At 73.2% G+C, this 17,194-nt stretch carries 15 protein-coding genes; 3 read left to right on the top strand and 12 right to left on the bottom strand.

The genetic code is table 11. The features are described from left to right. Positions 1 to 18 precede the first annotated feature (18 nt). The 4 genes from IF46_RS0111905 to IF46_RS0111885 form a co-directional block, all read right to left on the bottom strand. The gene (locus IF46_RS0111905) at positions 19 to 483 is read right to left on the bottom strand and encodes a DUF948 domain-containing protein (RefSeq protein WP_030488376.1); all 465 of its coding nucleotides are present in this window, start codon (positions 481 to 483) and stop codon (positions 19 to 21) included. Between the two features lie 149 nt (positions 484 to 632). Beyond that, a complete protein-coding gene (locus IF46_RS0111900; RefSeq protein WP_030488375.1) occupies positions 633 to 1,307 on the bottom strand; it encodes a hypothetical protein in 675 nt (224 codons plus the stop codon). 2,480 nt (positions 1,308 to 3,787) lie between these two features. Continuing rightward, complete coding sequence (locus tag IF46_RS0111890) at positions 3,788 to 5,326, bottom strand: replication-associated recombination protein A (RefSeq protein ID WP_036391896.1); 1,539 nt, start codon at positions 5,324 to 5,326, stop codon at positions 3,788 to 3,790. 74 nt (positions 5,327 to 5,400) lie between these two features. Next, a complete protein-coding gene (locus IF46_RS0111885; RefSeq protein ID WP_030488373.1) occupies positions 5,401 to 5,613 on the bottom strand; it encodes a hypothetical protein in 213 nt (70 codons plus the stop codon). Positions 5,614 to 5,753: 140 nt separating this feature from the next. On the opposite strand from IF46_RS0111885, the gene IF46_RS0111880 reads away from it, so the two are divergent. Next, positions 5,754 to 6,494, top strand: coding sequence for a GNAT family N-acetyltransferase (locus IF46_RS0111880; RefSeq protein WP_030488372.1), 741 nt, complete (start codon positions 5,754 to 5,756; stop codon positions 6,492 to 6,494). A 35-nt stretch (positions 6,495 to 6,529) separates the two neighbouring features. Here the strand turns inward: IF46_RS0111880 and IF46_RS0111875 are convergent, their stop codons facing one another. The 4 genes from IF46_RS0111875 to aspS all read right to left on the bottom strand — a co-directional run bounded on the left by IF46_RS0111875 (position 6,530) and on the right by aspS (position 11,333). Further along, positions 6,530 to 7,774 (bottom strand): MFS transporter, encoded by a 1,245-nt coding sequence (locus IF46_RS0111875; protein ID WP_232234015.1) that lies wholly within the window; start codon positions 7,772 to 7,774, stop codon positions 6,530 to 6,532. A 157-nt stretch (positions 7,775 to 7,931) separates the two neighbouring features. After that, positions 7,932 to 8,540 (bottom strand): ArsR/SmtB family transcription factor, encoded by a 609-nt coding sequence (locus IF46_RS0111870; protein WP_030488370.1) that lies wholly within the window; start codon positions 8,538 to 8,540, stop codon positions 7,932 to 7,934. 69 nt (positions 8,541 to 8,609) lie between these two features. Continuing rightward, on the bottom strand, positions 8,610 to 9,422 hold the full coding sequence (locus IF46_RS0111865; protein ID WP_030488369.1) for a sugar nucleotide-binding protein: 813 nt from the start codon (positions 9,420 to 9,422) through the stop codon (positions 8,610 to 8,612). Between the two features lie 105 nt (positions 9,423 to 9,527). Beyond that, complete coding sequence (gene aspS / locus IF46_RS0111860; RefSeq protein ID WP_030488368.1) at positions 9,528 to 11,333, bottom strand: aspartate--tRNA ligase; 1,806 nt, start codon at positions 11,331 to 11,333, stop codon at positions 9,528 to 9,530. Positions 11,334 to 11,487: 154 nt separating this feature from the next. Here aspS and IF46_RS0111855 point away from each other — a divergent pair, with 154 nt between their 5' ends. Next, positions 11,488 to 12,222, top strand: a complete 735-nt coding sequence (locus IF46_RS0111855; protein ID WP_030488367.1) for a DUF998 domain-containing protein — start codon at positions 11,488 to 11,490, stop codon at positions 12,220 to 12,222. A gap of 63 nt (positions 12,223 to 12,285) precedes the next feature. Here the strand turns inward: IF46_RS0111855 and IF46_RS0111850 are convergent, their stop codons facing one another. Next, a complete protein-coding gene (locus IF46_RS0111850) occupies positions 12,286 to 13,332 on the bottom strand; it encodes a S1 family peptidase (protein ID WP_030488366.1) in 1,047 nt (348 codons plus the stop codon). A 276-nt stretch (positions 13,333 to 13,608) separates the two neighbouring features. Continuing rightward, positions 13,609 to 14,085, bottom strand: coding sequence for a winged helix-turn-helix transcriptional regulator (locus tag IF46_RS0111845; protein ID WP_030488365.1), 477 nt, complete (start codon positions 14,083 to 14,085; stop codon positions 13,609 to 13,611). 55 nt (positions 14,086 to 14,140) lie between these two features. Between IF46_RS0111845 and IF46_RS0111840 the strand changes: the two genes are divergently transcribed. After that, entirely contained in the window at positions 14,141 to 14,641 is a 501-nt protein-coding gene (locus IF46_RS0111840; RefSeq protein WP_030488364.1) for a PaaI family thioesterase, read from the top strand. A 150-nt stretch (positions 14,642 to 14,791) separates the two neighbouring features. On the opposite strand, the gene IF46_RS0111835 is transcribed toward IF46_RS0111840, so the two are convergent. Both IF46_RS0111835 and hisS read right to left on the bottom strand, forming a co-directional pair. Beyond that, positions 14,792 to 15,715, bottom strand: coding sequence for an acyl-ACP desaturase (locus IF46_RS0111835; RefSeq protein ID WP_030488363.1), 924 nt, complete (start codon positions 15,713 to 15,715; stop codon positions 14,792 to 14,794). A gap of 89 nt (positions 15,716 to 15,804) precedes the next feature. Then, positions 15,805 to 17,133: a histidine--tRNA ligase gene (gene hisS / locus IF46_RS0111830; RefSeq protein ID WP_030488362.1), complete on the bottom strand. Its 1,329-nt coding sequence runs from the start codon at positions 17,131 to 17,133 to the stop codon at positions 15,805 to 15,807. Positions 17,134 to 17,194: the final 61 nt, after the last annotated feature.

The raw sequence follows: 17,194 nt of genomic DNA, 5'->3' as shown, positions 1-17,194 counted from the left end.
TCCTGATGCGCCGGCCGGTCAGCTGTTGCCGCGCCGCGCGGCCCGGCGCTGCTGCTTGATGGTGTCGCGCACCTCACGCTCGGTCTCGGCGTGCCGGCGGCCGGCAGCGGCCTTGCGCACGCTGTAGCCGAATGCGGCCACCTTGACCAGCGGGTTTGCGGCGGCGGCGGAGACGACGGTGGCCAGGTTGGCGATGTTGGCGGTGACGTTCTGCGCGTGGCTGGTCATGGTGTCGACCTTCGCCAGTTGGAGGTTCACACCGTCGAGCGAGGTCTGCACCTGCTCCAGCGCGGTGTTGACGTTCTTCACCGTGGCGTTCACGTCGCTGAGCAGCGGCGCGGTCCGCTCGTTCAGGTCGTTGATCATGCGGGTGGTGGCGTCAACCGTGTGCCGCAGCCGCAGGATGGGCAGCGTCAGGATGAGCACCAGCACCGCGAACGCGCACGCCGCGATCAGGGCCGCGATCGCTCCAATGTCGCCCACGCCTGTCCTCCTCAAGCAGAATTCCGCAGGACCCGACGTCCCCGGAACGCACAACCATGGCACCCGTACCGGCCGCCGAGCCGCCGGCGGTCACCGGTAGCGGGTGAGCCCGCCAGCCCCAGACCCTACCGTCCGTGATGGAGACCGGCTCACGACGGTGAGGGTGTCAGCTCACCCAGCGGATCCGCGCTGACCGTTGGGAACGGATCCTCACCGGTCAGTGACGGGTCGGTGGTCGGCTGCGGCCTGGTCCGCTCGTCGTCGATCGCATTGCGTACCTTCACCGACACCAACGAGCCGGTGCACTCGGTCGCAGCGGCCGACGGGTCCACGGACGGCACGACTGCCGGCTCGCCGTCCACCGGCGGCGGCACACAGGTCGGCTCGCGTACCCACAGGTCGAGGGTCAGCTCGTCGCGACGCCAGCAGGTGTAGCTGCCCTTCGTCTGCTGCTCCGGGCAGCGGCTCACCTTCCACGGCTGCCACCCGTCCTGCCGCAGCGCGTCCTCATAGACCTGCGCCGTCTCCTTGGGCGCCTTCTCCGACGTCACGGTGCGCTCACGCAGCCGGCAGTCGAGCAGGCACCACCGGCTGCCGCTGACGTCGTCGACCGTCTTCGCGGCCGCCCAGCCGGGCACGTTGAGCTGGTCCAGGTTGTCGAAGACCGGGTCACGGCTCAGCGTCCGGATACCGAAGAAGAGCGGCACCGCGCCGAGCAGCACGACGCTGACCAGCACCAACACGGCCGCCCGCAGGCGACGTCGTTCACGGGTCTGCCGGCGCTCCTCGGAACGGGCACCCGGTGCGCCGTCGTCGTCCGGCACGTCCTGGCCGGCCGAGCGCAGCGCCGGCCCCTCGGAGGGCTCCGGTGCCGGCCGGTCCACCGGGCCGGACGCGGAGGGCACCACGACGGCGGCGCGAGCCACGCCGACGGGCTCGCCGGCGCGTCCGGGTGGCGGCACGGGCGTGACACCGCTCGGCTCGGCACGACCGGGCTCCCGAGGCGGAGGCAGAGCCCGTCCGGCAGCGCGGTCGGCCGGCGCGGGCCGGCCGACCGGAGCACCACCACGGGCCAGCCCGGCCGGCCCCGGCTCACCGGACGGTCGGTCGTCGGTGGGCGGCTGCACTCCGGGTGGACGGACGGCGGCGCGAGCCGGACCGTCCGGACGCGACCCCGGCGGCACCGCCGTACGAGCCGGACCGTCCGGACGCGACCCCGGCGGCACCGCCGCACGAGCCGGACCTTCTGGACGTGAACGCGGCGGACCGTCCGCACCCGGCGGCACAGCGGCCCGAGCCGGGCCATCGGGGCGGGTGTTGTCCCGGGGCGCCGCCTCGGCATCCGGGCCGGGGCGCTGTGGGCCGTCGACGCCACGACGCCCGGGGCCCGGGGTCGGCGCGTCGCCCGGGATGGGCCGGGCCCGGCCGGGCGGGGTGGAACGGGCGGCGCCCCGAGCCGGCGCGGCGGGACCGGCACCGGGCGTGGGGCGCCCACCGGCGTAAGGGTCGTCGGGGCGGTCACTCGCGGGCCCGGGTCGACCGGGGCCCCCCGTACCGTCGGGGCCAGGCTCGGCCGGTGGACGACGTCGTCGGCCGGACGGATCCGGGGTGGGCGTCGGGTCCGGACCGGACCCGACCACGGCACGGCCGCGCCGGCCGGTGGGGTCCGGAGTGGGTGCCGCGGCACCCCGCCCACGGGCGGGCCGCTCACCCGGCGCCGGCGGATAGGGCAGCGCCTGCTCTCCGGTGGATCCCGACCCGTCGGGCCGGGATGGTCGACGACCGATCGGTGCCTCCGCGCCCGGGTCAGCCGGCGGGCCGGCGGGCCGGCGGGCGGCGGTGGGCTCCGCGGCCGGGTCCGGCACGGCGAGCCGACCGGACGCCGGGTCGGCAAGGTCCGACGCCGCCGGACGGCGACCCGCGGCCGGCGGGTTGCCACCTCGGCGGTTGACCACCGGCAGGCCAGGGTCGGTGTGCGGCAGCCGCCCGGCCTGGCGTAGCCAGTCCGCGGGCCGCTCGGGCCGGTCCAGCCGTGGTTCGCCCCCGGCAGGCGTTCGCCGTTCCGGTTCGTCGGAGACGACCCGACGACGACCGGTGCCGTCGGTGGGGCCGACGGCGGGCATGGCACCGCTGTGACCACCGGCCACCTCGGGCACGGATGGCGCGTTGCCCGAGCGGGGCACCACCGGCTCCTCGGGCTCTGCGGCGCGGCGGCGGCCGCCGGCTGCCGGGCGGGGAGGCTCGGCGGCCCGCCGGCCGGTGGGCTCCGGTGCACCGGGATCGGTCGGGCCCGGGCGACGCCGGGCGGTACGCGGGTCGCGGGCGATGGCGGGGTCGGGCCGCAGGCCGTCCGCGTTCGGCGGCACGACGCCGGTCGGCGCACCCTCGAAGCGGGCCGGGCCGGGGGCGGCGGGTGCTCCGGCGGCCCGCGCCGGATCGGGTGCCGGGCCGGTGGCGCGTCGACCGGCGGGCGTGCCGTCGGCCGGCGGCAGGGCACGGCCGGGCTCGGTGGGCTCCGGGCCGGGACGACGTCCCGGCGGGCCAGCGTCCGGACGGCGCAGCGGCGGCATCGCGTCCGGATGCCCGCCAGCTGCGGCGGCGTCCAGGCGACGGCCCGGCGCAACGGCGGCGTCCGGACGACGGCCGGACTGGACGCCTGAGGTCGGTGGGCCGGGAGGAACTGCCGCGCCGCGCGGACGGGCTGGGCCGCCGGGCGCGTCGGCCGCCGGGCGAGGCCCCTGCGGGCCGGTCTGGTCGCCCCCACCCGGGCGACCGGTGGGTGGCGGCGGTGGTACGGCAGCGCGAGCCCCGGGCGCCGCCTGCACGCCGCGTCGCGGCGGCTGCCCCGGGGCGCCGGGGCCAGCGGCGGGTGGCCGGTCCTCCGGGCGGCGGCCCGGCGGTGGGTTCTCGCCCGGCCAGGGGCCGTCGACCGGTCGACGGCCGGCGGCACCGCCCGAGTCACTCTGCCGCGGGGCCGGCGGCGCCGAGGGCTCCGGCGGGCCTCCGCGCGCACCGGCCGGCTTGGCCGGCGTACGCGGGGTGGGTGGTGCGGGTGGCCCGACGGGGTCTGCCGGCGGCATGCCCCCGCGGGGTCGGCTCGGCTCTGCCGCTACGCCGTCCGGGCCCAGCTCGGTGCGTTGCTGCTTGGCCGAGCGCAGGTCGTCGATCCAGCCGAACTCCTCGCCGGCGACCGGCTCCTCCGGCTCGGCCTCCGCTGCCCGACCGCGACCCCAACGGCGGGTCTTGGCGCGGGGATCGCGCCCCTCGTCCGGGCCCTCGTCCGGGCGGTCCCCACCACGCGATTTCACTGTTGACCCTCTCCTGCGGCGTCGGTGCCGCTGTCCTGCATCGTGCCGGGGGCGCCCGTGCCGGCTGTCGGTCGGCCGACCTCGCCGTTTAGCGCCGACGCGGTCTGCGCCGTTACGGGCGGCTCGGATGTCGAAGTCTCCGGGCGGGCGGCCGGGGCCGGCAGACCACGCACGATCCGGCGCAGCACCGGCAGCCGGCTGGCCACCGACCGCTCCGCGCCGTGCGGGCTGGGCTGGTAGTAGTCGGTGCCCACCAGGTCGTCCGGGACGTACTGCTGGGTGAGCACGCCGCGCTGGTCGTCGTGCGGATAGCGGTAGCCGGTCCCGTGGCCCAACCCTCGGGCGCCGGCGTAGTGCGCGTCGCGCAGCCCTCGCGGCACCGGGCCCCCGCGGCCGGCGCGGACGTCGGCGATCGCGGCGCCGATGGCGGTGGTGGCCGAGTTCGACTTGGGTGCCGTGGCCAGGTGGATCACCGCTTGGGCGAGGTTGAGCTGCGCCTCGGGCAGCCCGACGTACTCGACCGCGTGGGCGGCGGCGGTCGCGACGCTCAACGCCCCCGGGTCGGCCATGCCCACGTCCTCGCTGGCGAAGATGACCAGACGGCGGGCGATGAACCGGGCGTCCTCACCAGCGACCAGCATGCGGGCCAGCCAGTGCACCGCCGCGTCCACGTCCGAGCCGCGCATGCTCTTGATGAAGGCGCTGACCACGTCGTAGTGGGCGTCGCCGTCGCGGTCGTAGCGCACCGCCGCCACGTCGACCGCCTGCTCCGCGGTGGCGAGATCGATGCGCCCGCCGCCGAGCGCCGTGGCGGAGGCCGCCGCCGCCTCCAGCGCGGTAAGCGCCTTACGGACGTCACCAGCGGCCAACCGGACCAGGTGGTCCTCGGCCTCGGCGGTCAAGGTGAGTGCGCCGTCCAGGCCGCGCTTGTCGGTGACCGCGCGGCGCAGCAGGCCCCGTACGGCCTCGTCGTCCAACGGTTGCAGGGTGAGCAGCACGCACCGCGACAGCAGCGGCGAGATGACCGAGAAGTACGGGTTCTCGGTGGTCGCCGCCAGCAGGGTGACCGTACGGTCCTCGACGGCGGCGAGCAGGGAATCCTGTTGGGTCTTGCTGAACCGGTGCACCTCGTCGATGAAGAGCACGGTCTGGGGGCCGCCCGAACGACGCTGACGGCGGGCCGCCTCGATCACCGCCCGCACGTCCTTCACACCGGCGGAGAGCGCCGACATGGCGACGAAGCGCCGATCGGTGGCCCCGGCCACCAGGTGCGCGATGGTGGTCTTGCCGCTGCCCGGCGGGCCCCAGAGGATCACCGACAACGGAGCCCCGCCGGAGACCAACTGCCGCAGGGGTGCGCCGGGGGCGAGCAGGTGCTCCTGCCCGACCAACTCGTCGAGGGTCACCGGGCGCATCCGGACGGGCAGGGGCGAATCGTCGGCAACCGCGGTGAAGCCGTCGACACCGGCGGGGCCATCGGGCGCGCTGCGCGACCCGGCGGGTTCACCGAGGGAGAAGAGGGCGTCGGACTCCATCACGAAGACAGTACCGGGCCGGGCCCGCGGCACCGGAATCGCGCCGCGGGCCTACCACCGGTGATCGGTTCCGGTCAGCCACGCCCGGGGCGACGGCCCCGGTACCAGCGGCCGCCGCCACCGCCGCGCGGGCCGCTGCCCACGCCACCCAGGTAGAGCGAGAGAAGGAGTAGCCCGATGAGCACGAGAGTGTTCCAGTTGAACAGGTCGGGCGCTCCGAAGTCGGTGTTGAGCAGGTCGAGCAGCAGGGCAAAGCCAAAGACGATGGCCGCGAGAATGGCGAGCATGTCGGTCCTCCGGTGGGGGTTCCCAGTAGGTCGGCGCGAGATGTACCCAATCGGTCGGCTCGCCAATCTCCACGGTGGATCCGGCCACCTCACGCCGGACCGGCGCGAGCGTTCCACCTTCCGGCTCCTAAGGTGGGCCCATGATCACCGACGACCAGGTGCTCCAGGACCGGAGCGCCGTCCTGGCCGCCGTCGGCCACCACCCGTTCGCCCGACACGCGCTGGGCGGCCACCCGGCGGTGCGTGGCTATCGGCGCGATGGTGCCGTGCTGTGGCTGGTGCCGCCCGCGCACGGGCCGGCCGGCTGCGCGATCGGCCCGGCCGAGCCGGCGCTGGAGATCTGTGTCGCGCTCGCCGCCGACGGGATGCTGCACCCGGGTCACCGGCTGCACCTGCCCCGGCACGACCGTGGTCTGCTGGTCGACCGGCTGGCGGTGGCCGAGCACAGCGACTGGGACTTCCACTGGGCCGACACGTCACCGCCGGCGCAGCCGGACGAGCAGCCCGTCGTACGCCTCACCGACGCCGACCATCCGGCGCTGGAGGCACTTATCGACGAGGCGTTTCCCAGCACCACCTCCCGCCCGAGCGACCCACGGGTGGTGGCCTGGTACGGCATCCGGGCCGGCGACCGCCTGGTGGCCTGCGGCGCGGACCGCAGCCAGGGTGACATCGGCTTCATCGCCGGTCTGACCGTCGCCCCCGACCAACGGGGTCGCGGGCTGGGCGCGTCCCTGACCGCGGGGATGACCCGGGCGCTGCTGTCGCGCCACGACACCGTCGGGCTCGGTGTCTACACGCACAACGTCGGTGCGGCGCGGCTCTACCGTCGGCTCGGCTTCACCAACACTCTCCCGCTCAGCTCGATCCGTCTCGCCTGACTGGCCGGCTGCCAGTCAGGCGAGGGGCCTTCCCCTCAACGGTCGGCGGCGGGCACCGGGACCGCGGTCGGCTCGACAGCCGGGGCGGCCCGGCGGCCGGCCAGCCAGGCGGGCAGATACAGCGGGGCGGCGACGGCCAACACCACCGCGCCGACCACCATCGCGGTGCTGACGCTTGTGGCGGCGGCGAGCGCCGTGAGCACCACCCCACCGAGCGCGGCGGCCGGCTGCGCCATCATCGAGTTCAGCGAGAGCACGCTGGTCCGGTACGGTCCGTCGACCTGCCGGTGCAGCAGCCCACTGTGCAGCGGGTTGGACGCCCCGTGCACGGCGTAGCAGGCCAGGTACGCCACCAGCACCCCGACCGGCCCGGCGAACAGCCCCATCCCGGCCACCGTCACGCCTTGGAGGATGCGCAGCAGAGCCGCACCCGGAGCGGCGCCGAACCAGCGCAGCAGCAGTGGAGTCAGTGCCGCGCCGGCGGCCGAGGCGAGCCAGGCGGCCGAGTTCGCCGGCCCGAGCAGCGCCGCGGCGCGTTCCGGGTTACCGATCACCTCGGCGAGCCGGACCGGCAGCAGCGACTCGAAGGTGATCATGCCGAATCCCCAGAACAGCTCGACTGCCACCAACGCCAGCAGCACCCGGGAGCGACGCAGCAGCCCGACGGCCTGGCCGATCATCCGAGGCGCCTGGACCACCGAGGCCCGCAACGCCGCGACCCCGGTGGCCGGCCGCTCTTCGACAAGCAACACGACCAGCGCGACGAGCGCCGCCGCCTGCGCGACGATGGCGAGCAGCACGGGCACCGTGAGCGCGGTGACCGGCCCGATCGGGCCGAGCGCGATGAGACCACCGCTGAGCAGCGCGCCAGCGCCGATGGCCCCGCCGACGACGGTGCCGGCGTACCCGAGGCCCCGCTCGTACTCGGCCTCCGGGTCGGCGGCCAGGGTGGCGTCGACGTACCAGGACTCCAACGGGCCACTGTCCAACGCCCGGTAGATGCCTTGCAGCGCCCAGACCAGGAAGAACAGCCAGAACGAGTCGGCCACCGCGAACAGCGCCAGCGAGGCGAGGTTGAGCACCCCGGCGGCGAGCAGCACGGGTCGACGACCGAGGGCGTCGGCGAGCCCGCCGGTGGGCAGCTCCAGCGCCAACACCAACAGCCCCTGCGCCGTGCCGACCAGGCCGATCTGCGGCAACGACAGGCCGCGCTCCTGCATCAGCAGAATCATCACTGGGATCATCAGACCCGTCGGCAACCAGCGCAGGCCGTACAGCATGAGGTACCGGAACCGAACCTGACGTACGGTCAGCGCGCTCACGACGCCACCTCCGTTCGCGACTGCGGGGCTCGCAAACCCAGCTCACTCCTCGCGCTCACCGAGCCACCTTTCGTTCGCGACTGCGGGGCTCGCAAACCCAGCTCACTCCTCGCGCTCACCGGAGACCCTCGCGCAACGGGTAGGCGGCCAGGAACACCTGCACCGGCCGGGCACCCGGGTCGGTGGCGGCATCGGACTCGGCCTCGCGGTGATACCGCTCCAGCACCTGCCACACCTCCGCCTTGAGCTCCTCCAGCCGGGCCGGCGGGATGGTCATGAAGATGTCGCCCATGCCGAACCCGTCCCGCCAGGCGGCCGACCACTCGTGCTGGGTGGCGAACCAGCGGTCGGCGGTCTCGGCGAGGAGACGCACCTGGTCGCCCTGGATCCACTCGATCGCGGCCCGGGCGTCGGGGTCGTCGTCGAAGTCGGACGGCTCCCAGTTGGTGACGTCGTGGGCGGCCTGCCACCAGCGCTGCCGCCCGCTGCCCCGGTCGGGATCCTCGATGACCAGCCCGACCTCGGCGAGCTGTCGCAGGTGGTAGCTGGTCGCACCGGTGTTGGTGCCGAGCAGTTCGGCGAGGGTGGTCGCGGTAGCGGGCCCCTTCACGCGTAGCGCCCCGACCAGCCTCATTCGCAGCGGGTGCGCCAGCACCCGGACCTGCCGTTTGTCGATCCGCACTTCACGCAGCGCAGGCTGCGAGACGCCTTCGTCGTTCCCCATGACTGCACACTATCTCTGCACACTTCCTATGCACAAGAGTTGTGCATAGGAAGTGTGCAGAGGTCGTGCTCAGCGGGCGAGGAGTTCGCGTACTCCGCGCAGCCGGGTGCGCAGCAGGCCGGCAGCGCGGGTGGAGTCCAGGCGTACGTCCAGTGGGCGGACCAGGCCGGCTGCCGCGCTGGTGGTGGTCTTCAACCCCGCCGGGTCCAGGCCGTACCGCTCGGCGACCAGCAGGCCCAGCTCCACCCGGCTCACCGCGTCGGGGCCGGCCACGTTGAGCAGACCGGCGTACGGGGAGGCGACCAGCTCCAGCACGGCGTCGGCCAGGTCGGTGACGTCGATCGGGCAGCGCAGCTCATCGCTGAACAGGGTGGCCCGGCCAGCGAGCGCGTCCCGGCAGAGCTGGATCTGCTTGCTGCCCTCCCCCACGATCAGCGAGGTACGCACCAGCGCCGCGCCGGGGTCGACCGCCCGCACGGCCGTCTCGGCTGCGGCCTTCGCCGCTCCGTACGCGTGCACCGGCGTGGGCGCTTCGTCATCGGCGTAGGGCAGCGGGCGGCCAGCGTGCAGCGCGTCACTGGACACGTGCACCAGCCGGGCACCCACCTCGGCGGCGGCGACCGCCACGTGCGCGGCCCCGTCGGCGGTGACCGCCCAGTCGTCGTACCGATAGGGGGTCCCGACCACGGCGTCCGGCCGTACGTGGGCGACCAGCGCGCGCACCGCGGCCCGGTCGGTCACGTCCAACCGTCGCGCGTCGACACCCGGCACCGCGATCTCACCGGAGTGGAAGGTCCCCACCACCGACAAACCGCGGCGAACCCCGCGCCGACAAACCGCGAGCCCGAGCAGCCCACTACCCCCAACGACAAGCACCCGCATCCCAGCCCACTCCCCCGCCAACGATCAAGAGGTTTGCGTCATCTCGCGGGGCGATGATGACGCAAACCTCTTGATCAACCAAGCAAGGGCCGGGCGTGGGGTGGGTCAGACCGGGTCGGCTACCGGGGCTGCGGGGCCGGCCGTTCCGATGTGGGTGGTGGCGGTGGGCTTGGGCTTGGCGTCGATGCCGGCCTCGGTGCGCTGCTGGGCGGTGATCGGCGTCGGGGCACTGGTCAGCGGGTCGAAGCCACCCCGGGTCTTCGGGAAGGCGATGACCTCACGGATGGAGTCAGCGCCGGCGAGCAGCATGCAGACCCGGTCCCAGCCGAAGGCGATGCCGCCGTGCGGCGGGGCGCCGTACTTGAACGCCTCCAGCAGGAAGCCGAACTTGTCCTGCGCCTCCTCGGGGGTGATGCCGAGCAGGTCGAAGACCCGCGCCTGCACGTCACCCCGGTGGATACGGATCGACCCGCCGCCGATCTCGTTGCCGTTGCAGACGATGTCGTACGCGTACGCCAGGGCCCGGTCCGGAGCCTCCTCGAACCGGTCGACCCACTCCGAGTTCGGCGAGGTGAACGGGTGGTGCACGGCCGTCCAACCGCCCTCGTCCGTGCGCTCGAACATCGGCGCGTCGACCACCCAGCAGAACGCCCAGGCGCTCTCGTCGATCAGGCCGGACCGCTTGGCGATCTCGACGCGAGCCGCACCGAGCAGCTCCTGCGCCTCCCGGGTGGTGGCGCTCGCGGCGAAGAAGACCGCGTCGCCCGGCTTGGCGCCGACCGCGTCGGCGAGCCCGCCCAGGTGCTCGGCGGAGAGGTTCTTGGCCACCGGGCCGCGCGCCTCACCGGTCTCGGCGTCCAGCACCACGTACGCCAGGCCGCGCGCGCCGCGCGCCTTGGCCCAGTCCTGCCAGCCGTCCAGCTCCTTGCGGCTCTGCGCCGCGCCGCCCGGCATGACCACCGCGCCGACGTAGCCGCCCGCGTCGATCGCCCCGGCGAAGACCCGGAACTCGGTGCCGCGCAGGTAGTCGGTCAGCTCGGTCAGCTCGACCCCGTAGCGCAGGTCCGGCTTGTCGGAGCCGTACCGGGCCATCGCGTCGTGCCAGGTGATCCGTGGGATCGGCCCGGAGATCTCGTGCCCGGCCAGGTTCTTCCAGAGCGTCGAGACGATCGCCTCACCGAGGTCGATCACGTCGTCCTCGGTGACGAACGACATCTCGATGTCGAGCTGGGTGAACTCCGGCTGCCGGTCGGCGCGGAAGTCCTCGTCGCGGTAGCAGCGGGCGATCTGGTAGTACCGCTCCATGCCGCCGACCATCAGCAGCTGCTTGAACAGCTGCGGCGACTGCGGCAGCGCGTACCAGCTGCCGGGCTGCAGGCGCACCGGCACCAGGAAGTCGCGGGCCCCCTCTGGCGTCGAGCGGGTAAGCGTCGGCGTCTCGATCTCCAGGAAGTCCCGCTCGTGCAGCACGCCCCGGGCAAGGTGGCTGGCGCGCGAACGCAACCGCAGCGCGTTCGCCGGGCCGCTGCGGCGCAGGTCCAGGTAGCGGTACCGGAGCCGGATGTCGTCGCCGGCCTCGATCTGGTCGTCCACCGGCAGGGGCAGCGGCGCGGCCTCGGAGAGCACCTCCAGCTCGACGACGGTCACCTCGACCTCGCCGGTGGGCAGCTCCGGGTTCTCGTTGCCGGCCGGGCGGCGTGTCACCTCGCCGACGACCTTCACGCAGAACTCGTTGCGCAGCGCGTGCGCGTCCTCTTCGCGGAAGACCACCTGGACAACACCGGAACCATCGCGCAGGTCGACGAAGATGACCCCGCCGTGGTCGCGGCGGCGGGCCACCCAGCCGGCGAGCGTCACCGTCGAGCCGGCGTCCGCGGCGCGCAGGCTTCCGGCATTGTGGGTACGGATCACGGCTGGCAACTCCTCATCGTGGAACAGTCCTCACCAGCATTCTGTCAGGGGTGGCCGCCCCGCCTCCGGGCACCCGGCAGGCCGGCACGATTCGCTGGTGGGGTGGACCGGCGAACCCGACTCCCCCGGCGGCCGCGCCGGTTAACGTGGCGAAATGCGCGCCGTACCGAACTGGGCCGTCGCCACGGCGGCAGCCGCGCCCTTGTTGCTGGTGGCCGGTTGGACGGTGGCGCAGGCCCGACAGCCCGTCGGGTACGACCCGATTCGGGACACCATCAGCGAGCTGGCGGGGCAGGACGCCACCGACGCCTGGATCATGGTCGTGGCCCTGGTGCTGCTCGGCTGCTGTTACCTCTCGGTCGCCGCCGTCCTGCACGCGGCCGGTCTGCCCAGCCGATTCCTGCTCGCCGTTGGTGGGGTGGCCACCATCGCGCTTGTCGCCTTTCCCCGGCCTCCGGTGGGCGGCTCGCTCAGCCACGGCATCGCGGCGACGGTGGCCGTCCTCGCCCTGGTGCTCTGGCCGGCCGGCTCGGCGCTGTGGCTGCCGCGCGGTCGCGACACCGAGCATCCCACCCGACCGGAGCCGCCCTGGGCGTTCCGCCGAGCGGTGGGGCTGAGTGCCACGGCGGTGCTGCTCGCCCTCTTCGGCTGGTGTGCGTTCGAGGTGACAAGTGGGTCCCGCACCGGGCTGGCCGAGCGGGTGACGGCGGTGGCGGTCTCCCTCTGGCCCCTGCTGGCGATCCTCTCCGCCCGGCGGGCGCACCTCGCCTGGTCGGCCGGCGGCACCGTACGCGTCGGCCCGAACCTGCCAACCATCGGCGTGGTACCCACGGATCCGCTCGGAGGGCCGCGCCGGCCCACCCCCGGGCGACCCGACCAGTTGCCGTGAGGCGAGCCACCAACGCGACGCGGGCCGCCGGAGTGTTCCGGCGGCCCGCGAGCGGTGCGTGGATCAGAAGACGCTGACGCCGTAGACGTTCAGCGCCTCGGTGACCGGCTGGAAGAACGTCGTGCCGCCGGTGCGGCAGTTGCCGCTACCACCGGAGGTCATGCCCAGGGCGGTGCTGCCGCTGAACAGCGAGCCACCGCTGTCGCCCGGCTCGGCGCAGACGTTGGTGCGGATCAGGCCGGAGACCGAACCCTCGGCGTAGTTCACCGTGGCGTTGGTCGCGTTCACCGTGCCGCTGCGCAGGCCGGTGGTGCTGCCGGAGCGCTGCACCGACTGGCCGACCGAGGCGTTGCCGGCGCCGGTGATGTCCCGGTAGCTGCCGTTGTAGAGGTAGACGTTGCCGGCGGCGTTGGCCGAGTTGCTGTGCCGCACGATGCCGTAGTCGTTGCCCGGGAAGCTGGTGCCGGCACGGGTGCCGAGCAGCGAGGTCTGACCCGAGTTCGAGTACCAGCTCGACGAGATGTTGGTGCAGTGCCCGGCCGTCACGAAGTAGTAGGTGCTGCCGCTGCGCACGTTGAAGCCGAGCGAGCAGCGCCCGCCCCCGCCGGCGTAGATGGCCTGACCACCGGAGATCCGGGTGCTCAGCACGCCGGCCTCGGCCTCGACCCGGACCGCGCCGTTGGCCCGCGCGGCGGCGGCCTTGACCCGCTCCAGCTTGGCGCCGGTGACGGTGCTGTCGACGGAGACGACGACCTGGTTGGTGACCGGGTCGCTCCACCAGGCGGTACCCGGGATCTTGGCGGAGCGCTCCAGCTCGGCGGTGGCCCGGTTGAGCTCGGCAGCACCGCGGGTGACGTAGCGGACGACGGCGCCGGCCTTGCTCGCCTTGCTGGCGGCGGCCGCGTCGGTCACCGTGACGACGGACTTGCCGCTGGCGTCGATGTACGAGCCGGCGGAGCGGTCGCCGAGTTCCGCGGAGAGCGCGGCGGCGGCATCGGGCGACGCGGCGGGAGCGGCCTGAGCGGGCGCGCCGATGAGCGAGCCGACGACCAGGGTTCCGGAGACGGCGACTGTGGCCGCAACACGGAGTGAGGACCTCGTGGGTCGCATGTAACAAACCTCCTGGGCGGGGGAGCGGGTCTCGCCGGGGCGGCTGACCCGAGGGCAACCCGGCCGATCTGGGGAAACCGGCCGGCTGAGACTGAAGTATTCACATACTTAAGATCATTGACAAGGCTTGGATTCGCCCGGATTTGCCGATCTTGGCGGGCCGCGCAGCCGCAACACCGTCGACACGTTGGCGAACAGCCACCGTCACACCCAACCCACTCTTGGCGCGCACACCCATTAATGCCATCGGGCCGCTGCGGCGACGGAGGTCGTACGTCAGGGGGTGCGGCGACGGGCGCCCGGGCCCGGGCTGGGCATCACGTCGCGTGACCGACTCACGTCGTGCCCGTCGGCGCAGCGCAGTTCGGCGCGCACCTCGGCACCACAGTCACGGTGCGTCACGCTGAGCGGCGAGCCCGCCGCATCGGCGAGGTACCGGTCGCCCCAACCGAGCACCGCGACCAGCACCGGCCACAGGTCCAGGCCCTTCTCCGTCAGTCGGTACTCGTGGCGCAGTCGACTGCCAGGCTCCCGGTACGGCTCGCGGCTCAGCACGCCCTGCTCCACCAGGCCGGCGAGCCGGTTGGTCAGCACCTGGCGTGGGATGCCGGTGCGTACTCGCATGTCGTCGAAGCGGCGTACGCCGGTGAACACCTCGCGAAGGACCACAAGCGTCCACCGCTCACCGAGGACCTCCATCGCGCGGGCGATGGTGCAGTTCTCCACTGACCAGTCCAGAGCCGCGGGTCGCATCCGACCAGGCTAGATCTCGTTGACAGACTCAGCAACCTGCTGCCAGGCTGCGTCCATGACGCAGACGCAGGAACCGGCGCGCAGCCGCACCTTCACCTGGGCTGACCCGACCGTCAACGCCGCTCAGGTCGGTCAACGCAGCGGCCTCGACATGATCCAGGCGATGATCGCCGGCGAACTGGCCGCGCCGCCGGTGATGCATCTGCTCGACATGACCCGGATGGAGGCCGAAGAGGGTCGGGTCGTCGTCGAGCTGACCCCGCAGGAGTTCCACTACAACCCACTCGGCAGCGTCCACGGTGGCGTGCTCTCGACACTGCTGGACACCGCTGCGGCGTGCGCCGTGCACACCACACTGCCCGCCGGGGTCGGCTACACCTCGCTGGACCTCAACGTGAAGTTCCTCCGCCCGGTGACCGTCGACAGCGGCACCCTGCGCTGCGAGGGCACGGTGCTGCAACGCGGCCGCCGCACGGCCCTGGCCGAGGCCCGCATCACCGACGCCACCGCCCGCCTAATAGCCCACGCCACAAGCACCTGCCTCCTCCTCCCCTAACCACCCCAACCCCTGCCCCTGCCCATGCGTTGATCATGAAGTTATTGCCCCGACACGCCGGTGCGAGTGGGAATAACTTCAAGATCAGCGGGGAGGGCGGGCCGGACGCGGGAGGTGGGAGGGGCAGGGAGGAGGCAGGGGGGTGGGGGGTTAGCGGAGGGCTAGGCGGGCGGCTCGGGCGTCGCGCTTTTCTTCGAAGCGGCTCGCGGCGCGGTCCAGGTCCTCCAGCTGGGCGGCGAGCTGCTCGCGGGCGGCTTCGCCGTCGGCGTTGAGGCCGGTCACGTTGAAGACGTCCCACTGGCGCAGGACCGGCTGCAACACCTCGTCGCGGTGCTGACGCAGGTCGTAGATGCCGGCCAGCGCGATCGCCACCGACTTGCGGGCGAAGCCCTCGATGCCGCTACCCGGCATCTGGAAGTCGGCCACCACGTCGGCGACGGCCCGCATGGCCTGGCTCGGGGCCAGCTCGAACGAGGCCGCGAGCAGGTTGCGGTAGAAGACCATGTGCAGGTTCTCATCGGCGGCGACCCGGGCCAGCAGCGCCTCGCAGGCGGGGTCGCCGGTGGCCTTGCCGGTGTTGCGGTGCGAGATCCGGGTGGCCAGCTCCTGGAACGAGACGTACGCCAGTGAGTGCAGCACCTCGTCGCCGTGGGCGTTGGTGTAGCCCTCCGACATGTGCGTCATCCGGGCCCGCTCCAGCGCCACCGGGTCGACGGCCCGGCTGACGGTCAGGTAGTCGCGGATCGCCACGCCGTGCCGACCCTCCTCGGCGGTCCACCGGTGCACCCAGGTGCCCCACGCGCCGTCGCGGCCGAACAGGGTGGCGATCTCGTGGTGGTACGAGGGCAGGTTGTCCTCGGTCAGCAGGTTCACGATGAGCGCGGTGCGGGCCACGTCCGGGATGGTGGAGTCGGTCGGCGACCACGCCTCGCCGCCGAGCGGCCCGTCGAAGGTACGCCCCTCGCTCCACGGCACGTACTCGTGCGGGAACCACTCCTTGGCGAGCGAGAGGTGGCGGTCGAGGTTGCGCGCGACCACCGGCTCCAATTCGACGAGCAGCGCGGTCTGACTCATGGTGGTGCTGACGGTCACGAGAAACTCCCTACGGTGGCGTAACTTACGCTACCGTAGGTCCCCGCGGCCGTTAGCGCCAGTGGGCACACTCAACCGACCGTCGGCTTGAGGTCTTCCAGGGGTGGCATCCACTCCCCCGCACCGGCCGTGACCTGCGCACCGGAGCGGATGTCCTTCACCTCGTCCGGCGCTGCGTCGACACCCGGGAACCAGACGTACGGGATGCCGCGCCGCTCGGCGTAGCGGATCTGCTTGCCGAACTTCGCCGCGCTCGGCGACACCTCGGTCGGCACCCCGCGCCGCCGCAGCGCCTCGGCGACCCGGTTGCTGGCCGTCCGCTGCTCCTCGCTGGTCACCGCGACGAGCACGGCGGTCGGCACCGAACGCGAGACCGTCAGCTCCCCCGCGCCGAAGAGCAGCCCGAGCAGCCGGGTCACCCCGATCGAGATCCCCACCCCGGGGTACGAGACCGCGCCGGCGCTGGCCAGGTTGTCGTACCGGCCGCCGGAGCAGATCGAGCCGAACCGCTCGTAGCCGCGCAGCTGGGTCTCGTAGACGGTGCCCGTGTAGTAATCCAGGCCACGGGCGATGCGCAGGTCCGCCACGCAGAGGCCGGGCGAGTGCTCGGCGGCGGTCTCGACCACCCGGACCAGCTCCTCGATGCCCTCGTCGAGCAGCGGGTCACTCACCCCGAGCGCCCGGACGGCGTCGGCGAACGAGGCGTCCGGGGCGGAGATCTCGGCCAGCGCGAGGCACGCCTTGGCCTGCGCCTCGCTCGCCCCGGCGGTCTGGGCCAGCAGCTCGGCCACCTTCACTGGGCCGATCTTGTCGAGCTTGTCCACGGCGCGCAGCGCCGCCTCCGGGTCGGTCAGCCCGATGCCCCGGTAGAAACCCTCACAGATCTTGCGGTTGTTGACCTGGATCGTCACCGGCGGGATCGGCAACGAGCGCAGCGCGTCCCCGATGACCAACGGCATCTCCGCCTCGTGGTGCGGGGCCAGGGTGTCCCGGTCGACGATGTCGATGTCGGCCTGGACGAACTCCCGGTAGCGGCCCTCCTGCGGCCGCTCGCCGCGCCACACCTTCTGGATCTGGTAGCGGCGGAACGGGAAGTTCAGCTTGCCGGCGTTCTCCAGCACGTACCGGGCGAACGGCACGGTCAGGTCGAAGTGCAGGCCGAGCTGGTCGTCCGTGCCGGCACCCTCGGCGTCGGCGTGCAGCCGCCGGATCACGTAGACCTCCTTCGAGGTCTCGCCCTTGCGCAGCAGCTGGTCCAGCGGCTCTACGGCGCGGGTCTCCAGCGGCGCGAAGCCGTACAGCTCGAAGGTGGCCCGGATCTTGTCGAGCACGAACTGCTCGATCATCCGCTGGCCGGGGGTCCACTCCGGGAAGCCGGAGATGGGCGTGGGCTTACTCATCGGCGTACTCCTTGCGGTTCCGCGCCCGCGGCGCGGTGGTGTCGTGGGTCCGCGCGCGGCG

It is taken from the genome of Micromonospora chokoriensis (assembly GCF_000718555.1).
Taxonomy (GTDB): domain Bacteria; phylum Actinomycetota; class Actinomycetes; order Mycobacteriales; family Micromonosporaceae; genus Micromonospora; species Micromonospora chokoriensis_B.
This window is presented reverse-complemented; position numbering and strand designations above follow the sequence as displayed.

Excerpts from the sequence above, each read along its gene's own strand:
- IF46_RS0111890 (WP_036391896.1), bottom strand. The coding sequence starts at position 5,326 with ATGGAGTCCGACGCCCTCTTCTCCCTCGGTGAACCCGCCGGGTCGCGC.
- IF46_RS0111875 (WP_232234015.1), bottom strand. The coding sequence starts at position 7,774 with ATGCTGTACGGCCTGCGCTGGTTGCCGACGGGTCTGATGATCCCAGTG.
- IF46_RS0111870 (WP_030488370.1), bottom strand. The coding sequence starts at position 8,540 with ATGGGGAACGACGAAGGCGTCTCGCAGCCTGCGCTGCGTGAAGTGCGG.
- IF46_RS0111835 (WP_030488363.1), bottom strand. The coding sequence starts at position 15,715 with ATGAGTCAGACCGCGCTGCTCGTCGAATTGGAGCCGGTGGTCGCGCGC.
- IF46_RS0111845 (WP_030488365.1), bottom strand. The coding sequence starts at position 14,085 with ATGCGACCCGCGGCTCTGGACTGGTCAGTGGAGAACTGCACCATCGCC.
- IF46_RS0111865 (WP_030488369.1), bottom strand. The coding sequence starts at position 9,422 with ATGCGGGTGCTTGTCGTTGGGGGTAGTGGGCTGCTCGGGCTCGCGGTT.
- IF46_RS0111855 (WP_030488367.1), top strand. The coding sequence starts at position 11,488 with ATGCGCGCCGTACCGAACTGGGCCGTCGCCACGGCGGCAGCCGCGCCC.
- IF46_RS0111840 (WP_030488364.1), top strand. The coding sequence starts at position 14,141 with ATGACGCAGACGCAGGAACCGGCGCGCAGCCGCACCTTCACCTGGGCT.
- hisS (WP_030488362.1), bottom strand. The coding sequence starts at position 17,133 with ATGAGTAAGCCCACGCCCATCTCCGGCTTCCCGGAGTGGACCCCCGGC.
- IF46_RS0111885 (WP_030488373.1), bottom strand. The coding sequence starts at position 5,613 with ATGCTCGCCATTCTCGCGGCCATCGTCTTTGGCTTTGCCCTGCTGCTC.
- IF46_RS0111880 (WP_030488372.1), top strand. The coding sequence starts at position 5,754 with ATGATCACCGACGACCAGGTGCTCCAGGACCGGAGCGCCGTCCTGGCC.
- IF46_RS0111850 (WP_030488366.1), bottom strand. The coding sequence starts at position 13,332 with ATGCGACCCACGAGGTCCTCACTCCGTGTTGCGGCCACAGTCGCCGTC.